Raw genomic sequence first — 7,343 nt, forward strand, 5'->3', positions numbered from 1 at the left:
TGCCCTTTCGAATGGTCTCAATCGCCAGCAGGCCGAAGTCGCGCCGGGCTTGAAAGGAGGGCGGCAGCCACCGCAGCCGCATCCAGCACCCCAGGTCCCAAGTTCCCGCCGCATCCTATTCACTCTCGTGCACGCGTGGCTCTGCTGCGAGCGAGCACCGGGCTGATTCGCGTGCCTCGCGGACGCGGGCGCGTGCGGTCCGGACGCGCTGGCGAGGCACCGGGCCATGGAGGTCCTTGTCTTTACTGAGAGTTCCTCCCGGGTACACGGCTTGCTCTGAGGGGGCCCACCTGACTGGGAGACTTCATGCTGTGCAGCTTCTGCAAGCGCGAGGACATGGAAGTCCGCCTCGAGTGTGACAAGTGCGGCAAGAAGTTCTTCATCTGCTTGAGGTGCTGGAATGGCTGGCGCGGCAAGGTCACCCACTGCGGGAAGGCACTCGACGTCAAGCGCTACATCCAGAGCTCGGATGCGCATCCGCCGCTCGACGAGTTGCTCGGACGTGCCGCCGCCGACGGGAAGAAGTTCCAGTCGCGGCTCTCGCTCTCCACCATCGAGATGTTCGTGGGCGAGCCCTTCGCCACCTATGCGAGCTCCACGACGAGCGACCTCGAGGAGGTCGTCGAGAAGTTCGACCTGAAGGTCTCCGTGGCCTCCCTGCGTGCCATGACGCTCGCCCAATACGTGGAGTTCACCGCCAAGAACGGCCTGGAGTCGGGCTCCTGTGGCGCCACGTCCTCCTGGATGGATGACGTCACCACGACGGGGGGAAACGCGCCGGCCGTGACGGACATCGGCACCCTCGCGCTGCTGGCCCTGCTCACGAACACGCCCAGCCCCTACTACTGTCGCATCTCGCGCAAGCCTCACTCATTCATGGTCGAGCGTCTGGGTGACGAGGTGCGCGTGTATCAGAGCTACGCGGGCAAGTATTCGCTCGGCCATTGTCTGGAGGCGATGCGGTCCATGTCTCATGCGCAGTTCTGCGCGGACATCACCCTCTCGCTGAATGAAAACGGCACGCCCGACAATGTCCGCCAGGCCAAGAAGCGGCTGTTCCTCCTCGAGGCACACTGGAGCGAGACCCGCATCCAGCACCGGATGAACCCCAACCCCGCCCGGGGCTCCGTCGTGTTCCAGAACCTCAAGACGCGCATCCAGTCCCACCGGGACGAGTGGGCGGTCAGCCTGACCAAGACGATAGAAGAGCTGGCCCCCGACCCGGTGCCGCAGGTGTTCGCGACGGCTCCCTTGGGACCCCTGGAGCTGATCGACACTCGCGACAAGCTCCTCATCTTCTTCGACGAAGCCACGTTCCCAAATCCGCTCCAGCTTGGCCAGAACGTGGACGGTGACCTGGGCGGGTACACCGTCGTCGCCCAGAATGGCCCGGTCTTCACCTTGCGACGGCGCTGAAGGCTACCGCGCGAGCCGCTGTCCCTTGAGGCGGCGCTTCTCGCGCACGTCCGCGCGCGCCATGTCCACCATGCCCGCGCCCGCGATTCCGGCGACGGCGAGGCCTCCCAGCATCACCACGTAGCTGGACGTCCCCGCGCCGCCGCACTCCACGCACGCCACCGCCGGGTCGTCCGGCTCGTAGTGCACGGGCAGCTTCGTGCCGGAGGCATACCGGTGCGTCAGGCGCTGGGCATCCGGCAGCGCGCCCGTGTCATTGCCTCCGAACGAGATGGTGTCCGCCGAGTAGGTGTGGCCGCCCACCGCGTACTCGTAGCGCACCTCCGGATGGAAGCGGGTGCTGCGCCGGTTGCGCACCGTCTCCACGCCCGATGCCACCACGGTGCCCTCCGTGGTGGGCCAGCGCTCGCTCGCATGGGCCCGGTACAGCATGCGTCCGCCCCCGAAGGCGAGCATCGCTCCAAACAGCATGATCAACCCCGCCAGCAGCGCTTTCATCATCTCGGCCTGTCCTCACGGTGTCTCGGGGGCCTGGGCGCGGGCCCGCTCCCCGAGCGCTCACGGTTCGCTTCGTGCAGTGCAGAAGCCGCGCCACCAACTTCCCTCGCGAGCACACCGAATCCCGTGGGGCAATTCGCCCCGCGTGGGGCGGTTCGCCCCAGGCTTGCCCGACGTTCGACTTCCCACCCAGGCCCCATTCGAGGGCAGACTGTCCGCCCATGCCATCACTCGACACCGAGCTCGACACCGCCCGCCGCGTCGCCCGTGAAGCGGGCGCCCTCTTGCTGGAGGTCTACGCCACCGCCTTCTCCGTCGAGGACAAGGCGGGCGGCCAGGGGCCCGTCACGGAGGCGGATACCCGGGCCAACGCCCTCATCGTGGACGCGCTGCGCCGGGCCTTCCCCGGTGACGGCGTGGTGGCCGAGGAGTCCGACAACAGCGCCGTCGCCGGCCGCTTCGAGCGCTGCTGGTTCGTGGACCCGCTCGACGGCACGCAGGAGTTCGTCAACCGCAACGGCGAGTTCGCCATCCACATCGGCCTGGCCATCGGCACCGAGGCCGTGCTGGGCGTGGTGTACCGGCCGGTGGGCGACACGCTCTACTCGGGCGTGGTGGGGCAGGGAGGCTTCGTGGAGTCCGCGGGCACGCGCCGCGCGCTGCGCGTGTCGGACGAGGCGGAGCCCGCGTCGCTGCGGCTGGTGGTGTCGCGCTCGCATCGCTCCAAGCTGACGAACCAGGTGGTGGCGCGGCTGGGCATCACCCGGGAGCAGGAGTCCGGCTCGGTGGGCGTCAAGTGCGGCCTGCTCGCGGAGTCCAAGGCGGACCTCTATCTGCACGTCAGCGACAAGAGCTACCGCTGGGACAACTGCGCGCCGGAGGCGGTGCTGCGCTCGGCCGGGGGCATCCTCACGGACCTGGGCGGCACGCCTTACCGCTATGACGGCTCCGAGCTCCAGAACCTGCGCGGCCTGCTGGCCTGCAACGCCGCCGCGTTCCCCAAGGTGCAGCCCGTCGTCACCCGCTTCGCGCGCGAGGCGAAGCTCATCGTTTGACGTGGACGGGCATCAGCCCTCGTCGGAGGCCTTGCGCAGCTCCGCGTAGAGGCGGGCCAGGTCCTGGAGCTGGTAGTGGGCATTGAGTCCGCTGGGATTGGGCAGCACCCACACTCGCGTGGTGCCCATCGTCTCCGGTTGGAGCCCGAGCTGCGCCTTGGGCCTCGCGAAGGCGGTGCGCCAGGCGCCCATGCCCAGCACCGCGAGGAAGCGGGGGCGGTGGCGGCGCACCTTGGCCTCCAGCGAGACGGCGCCCGTGAGCAGCTCCGACTTGTCGAGCTGGTCCGCGGTCGCCGTGGCGCGGTCGACGACGTTGGTGATGCCCAGGCCGTGCTCGCGCAGCTCGGCCTGCTCCGAGGGACGCAGTTGCCGGGGCGTGAAGCCCGACAGGTGCAGCGTGGGCCAGAAGCGATTGCCGGGGCGCGCGAAGTGGTGGCCCATCACCACGGAGTAGAGGCTGGGGTTGATGCCGCAGAAGAGCACGCGCAGGTCGCGCGAGAGGATGTCCGGCATGGTGCGGCCGATGGCCGCGTCGAGCGCTTCCCGCGTGGGGCCTCGTGGCGAGGGCATGGGGCGCATCTCGCCTCAGCCGCGCGGGGATGGCAACGCCCGCGCTGGCGAGGACGTTCCGGGTGGGGCACTCTTCGCGCTTCCCGTTCCGAGAGGGACGTCCACTCCCCACCGCTGGAGACCTGGCACATGGCGCACATCGTGACGCTGACGCTCAACCCCGCCATCGACGTCGCGACGTCGGTGCCGGAGGTCACCCCGGAGCACAAGCTTCGCTGTGGCACGGTGCGCAGGGACCCGGGTGGCGGCGGCATCAACGTGGCGCGCGTGGTGCGGGAGCTGGGCGGTGAGTCCATCGCCGTCTATACGCGGGGCGGTGTCACCGGACTGCTGCTGGAGGAGCTGCTGGAGGCGAAGGGGCTTTTGCGTCGCTCCATCCCCGTGGAGGGCGCCACCCGAGAGAGCTTCACCGTGGCCGAGGGTACCAGCGCCCGCGAGTACCGCTTCATCCTCCCCGGGCCCGTGCTCTCCGAGCGCGAGTGGCAGCGCTGCCTGAGCGCGGTGGGCGAGGTGGCCACGGGCGCCGCGTTCATCGTGGCCAGCGGCAGCCTGCCCCAGGGCGTTCCCGAGGACTTCTATGCGCGCGTCGCGCGACTGGGAAAGGGGCTGGGCGTGCGCGTGGTGGTGGACACCAGCGGGACGCCGCTCTCCGTGGCGCTGGAGGAGGGCGTGTTCCTGGCCAAGCCCAATCGCCGCGAGCTGCGCGAGCTGACGGGCATGAAGGCGGAGGACCTGGACAGCCAGGCCGCGGCGGCGCGGGAGCTGGTGGCGCGGGGGCGGGCGGAGGTCCTCGCCGTGTCCATGGGCGCGGACGGCGCGCTCCTGACGACGCGGGACACGCAGCTTCGCGCCTCGCCGCCACCTGTCGAGACGCACAGCTCGGTGGGCGCGGGTGACAGCTTCGTGGCGGGGCTGACGCTGTCGCTCTCCCGGGGCCAGTCGTACTCGGACGCCCTGCGCTGGGGCATCGCCTCCGGCACGGCGGCCCTGCTCTCCCAGGGCACGGACCTGTGCCTTCGGGCGGACGTCGAGCGGCTCTTCACGCGGGTGGTGGCGGTGCCGCTGGCCCGCGGCTCGTGACGCCGACCCGGGTAGACTTCGCCTCCTCGGGTGGTGGCCGGGCAGGGGAGGGGGCGCCGTGTCTCTCTTTCCCCGCGACAAGAGCAGCCGGGATTGGACAGAGTGCGCTTGCGTGTCCGCCTCCACACCCCCTCTTCCCGCAACTTCCGCTTCCACCCGTCTCGGGCCCTGGCACTGGGTCGCGTTCCTCGTCGGCGTGACGCCGCTCGTGGTGTACGCGTTCTCGCCTCGCATCGGCGACCTGGACCTCTACTTCAAGACGGCGCGGGCCTTCCTCGGCGGCGCCACGCCCAACCAGGACTTCCGCTTCGAGTATCCGCCCTACGCGCTCCTGTGGTTCATCCCCGCGGCGTGGGTGCGCTCGACACAGTGGGAGTTCATCCCGCTCTTCGGGCTCCAGCTCGCGGTGATGGATGGGTTCATCAAGTGGGTGCTGTTGACCGAGGGCGCGCGCAAGTGGGGCCGGACGTGGCGCTCGGTGGTGCCGTGTCTGGCGTACTCGGTGACGTCGTGGATGGCGGCGCTCTACTACCTCAAGCGCTATGACCTCATCCCCGCGGCGCTGACGATGGCGGCCCTCTTCGCGCTGGCGCGTCGTCGCGAGACGGTGGCGGGGCTGGCGCTCTCGGTGGGCGTGGTGACGAAGCTCTACCCGGTGGTGCTGGTGCCGCTGGCCCTGGCCGTCGCCTGGAAGCGCGGCACGCTGGGCAAGCTGGTGGTGGGCCTGACGCTGGGCGTGGCGCCGCTGCTGCCGCTGAGCGCCGTGTGGCCCTGGTGGGGCTTCGCGTCGTTCCACGTGGACCGGGGGCTCCAGGTGGAGTCGTTCGGGGCCTCGCTGCTGTGGGCCTCGCATCACCTGGGGCTGGTCCAGGGCGTGCGGTGGATTCACGCGCCCGCGGCGTTCGAGCTGCACGGCGCCGCCGCCGAGGGCGTGAGGGCGGTGAGCCGGTGGTTGTGGGTGGTGGGCTCGCTGGGCATGGCCGCCGTGGGCGTGTGGTCCGTGCGTCGTCGCGCCCCCGAGCGGATGGAGGACCTGGCGCGCCTGGCGTTGGGGCCGCTGGTGGCCTTCATCATCCTCAACCCGGTGCTCAGCCCGCAGTTCCTGACGTGGGTGATGGGCGCGGCGGCGCTGGCGCTCTTGTCCGGTTCGCGCACGGTGCCCGTGCTCATCCTCGTCGCCGCCGTCCTGTCGCGGGGCGTCTTCGTGGGCCCCTCGTACAAGTACGGACTGGACATTCCCCAGACGCTGCTGCTGCTGGCGCGCAACGGGATGCTGTTCGTCGCGGGCTTTCTCCTGCTGCGGGATGCGTGGCGGCGGGCGGCCTCGGATGACGTGGCGCCCACGGCGTCATCGGAGCGGGATTTCCTGCCCGCTGCGGTGGAGGCGGCCTGCGCGGAGCCCGCGGGAATCGGCCTGGCGAGTCAGCGGCGGTAGGGCGTTCCGTTCTTCATCACCCAGCGGACCTTGCGCACGGCGGAGATGTCCCGCGTGGGGTCTCCGTCCACGGCGACGAGGTCCGCGAAGAGCCCCGCCTTCACCCGCCCGAGCCGGTCCTCGTGGTGCAGCATCCTCGCGTTGCCGGACGTGGCCGCCTGGAGCACCTGCACGGGCGTCATGCCGTACTCCACCATCAGCTCCAGCTCGCGTCCGTTCTCCCCGTGGGTGAAGACGCCCGAGTCTCCGCCCACGCACATGGGCACGCCCGCCGCGAGCGCCGCGCGGAAGCTGGCGCGCTTCTCCTGGAGGGAGGCGGGCTCCGGGTCCACGCCCTTCTTCCAGCCGCGGTAGCGGAGCATCGCGTCACCCGCCGCCAGGGTGGGGCAGAGGAAGACTCCCCGCTGCGCCATCAGGCGGAAGACCTCGGGTGTTCCTCCGTCGCCGTGTTCGATGCTCTCGGCCCCGGCGAGCACCGCGCGGCGCATGCCCTCGGGCGTGCTGGCGTGGACGGAGACGGGGCGGCCCCCGTCGCTCGCCGTCTCGACGATTCGCTTCATCTCCTCGAGTGAGTAGGTGGGGCGCGCCTCTCCCGAAGGGCCCCAGCGATAGTCGCCGTAGACCTTCACCCAGTCGGCGCCCCGGCCCATCTGTCCGCGCACCGCGCGCACCAGGTCATCCACGCCGTCTGCTTCCTCGGCGCCCTGGGGGACGTGCCACTCGGGGGCGAAGCCCTTGGGGCCGTAGGTGCCGCTGGCCACCAGCGCCCGCGTCGCCACGAGCAGTCGGGGCCCGGGGATGATGCCCTGTTGTATCGCTTGTCTGAGTCCGACGTCGGCGTCGCCCGCGCCCTCGGTGCCCAAGTCGCGCGCGGTGGTGAAGCCCGCGAGGAGCGTCTCGCGTGCATGCTGCGTGGCCCGGGCCACGCGCAGGGACAGGGCCTCCTTCAGCACCTGGTCGTTCCAGGTCGCCTCGTTGTACGGGTGGAGGAACAGGTGCGAGTGGCCCTCGATGAGGCCGGGGAGCAGCGTGGTGCCGGCGAGGTCGATGACCTCCGCGCCCTCGGGTGGCTTCACCTGGGCTTCGGGGCCGGCGGCGATGATGCGCTCTCCGGTGACGAGGACGACCCAGCCCGCATGGGGCTTGGGGGTGACGCCGTCGAAGACGCTCGTGGGGCGCAGCAGGTACGACTTGGGGGCAGGAGTCGCGGGCTGCTGGGCCGAGGCCGTGGTGACGACGAGGGCGAGGAGGAGGGCGCGCATGGCGGTGCCTGGGCGTGGGTGTGGGGG

Annotated in this window: 7 protein-coding genes; 4 read left to right on the plus strand and 3 right to left on the minus strand. The window is 70.6% G+C overall.

Going from position 1 to position 7,343, the window contains the following annotated elements; genetic code table 11:
* Positions 1–306 precede the first annotated feature (306 nt).
* On the plus strand, positions 307–1,416 hold the full coding sequence (locus tag HUW62_RS23660; protein ID WP_163867878.1) for a hypothetical protein: 1,110 nt from the start codon (positions 307–309) through the stop codon (positions 1,414–1,416).
* A 3-nt stretch (positions 1,417–1,419) separates the two neighbouring features.
* Here the strand turns inward: HUW62_RS23660 and HUW62_RS23665 are convergent, their stop codons facing one another.
* Positions 1,420–1,917, minus strand: a complete 498-nt coding sequence (locus HUW62_RS23665) for a DUF3592 domain-containing protein (RefSeq protein ID WP_163867879.1) — start codon at positions 1,915–1,917, stop codon at positions 1,420–1,422.
* Positions 1,918–2,135: 218 nt separating this feature from the next.
* Here HUW62_RS23665 and HUW62_RS23670 point away from each other — a divergent pair, with 218 nt between their 5' ends.
* Positions 2,136–2,969, plus strand: coding sequence for a 3'(2'),5'-bisphosphate nucleotidase CysQ (locus tag HUW62_RS23670; RefSeq protein ID WP_163867880.1), 834 nt, complete (start codon positions 2,136–2,138; stop codon positions 2,967–2,969).
* Between the two features lie 12 nt (positions 2,970–2,981).
* Here HUW62_RS23670 and mug read toward each other — a convergent pair whose 3' ends face one another.
* Entirely contained in the window at positions 2,982–3,539 is a 558-nt protein-coding gene (mug, locus tag HUW62_RS23675) for a G/U mismatch-specific DNA glycosylase (RefSeq protein ID WP_240356676.1), read from the minus strand.
* A gap of 129 nt (positions 3,540–3,668) precedes the next feature.
* Here mug and HUW62_RS23680 point away from each other — a divergent pair, with 129 nt between their 5' ends.
* Both HUW62_RS23680 and HUW62_RS23685 read left to right on the plus strand, forming a co-directional pair.
* A complete protein-coding gene (locus tag HUW62_RS23680) occupies positions 3,669–4,619 on the plus strand; it encodes a 1-phosphofructokinase family hexose kinase (protein WP_176435691.1) in 951 nt (316 codons plus the stop codon).
* A 58-nt stretch (positions 4,620–4,677) separates the two neighbouring features.
* Entirely contained in the window at positions 4,678–6,054 is a 1,377-nt protein-coding gene (locus HUW62_RS23685; RefSeq protein WP_368670465.1) for a glycosyltransferase 87 family protein, read from the plus strand.
* Here the strand turns inward: HUW62_RS23685 and HUW62_RS23690 are convergent.
* On the minus strand, positions 6,042–7,343 hold a 1,302-nt coding region (locus HUW62_RS23690; RefSeq protein ID WP_255203600.1), incomplete at its 5' end, for an amidohydrolase family protein. The two genes, HUW62_RS23685 and HUW62_RS23690, sit on opposite strands and share 13 nt — an antisense overlap.

The sequence above is a fragment of the Myxococcus sp. AM011 genome (genome assembly GCF_013372595.1).
Lineage (GTDB): Bacteria > Myxococcota > Myxococcia > Myxococcales > Myxococcaceae > Myxococcus > Myxococcus eversor.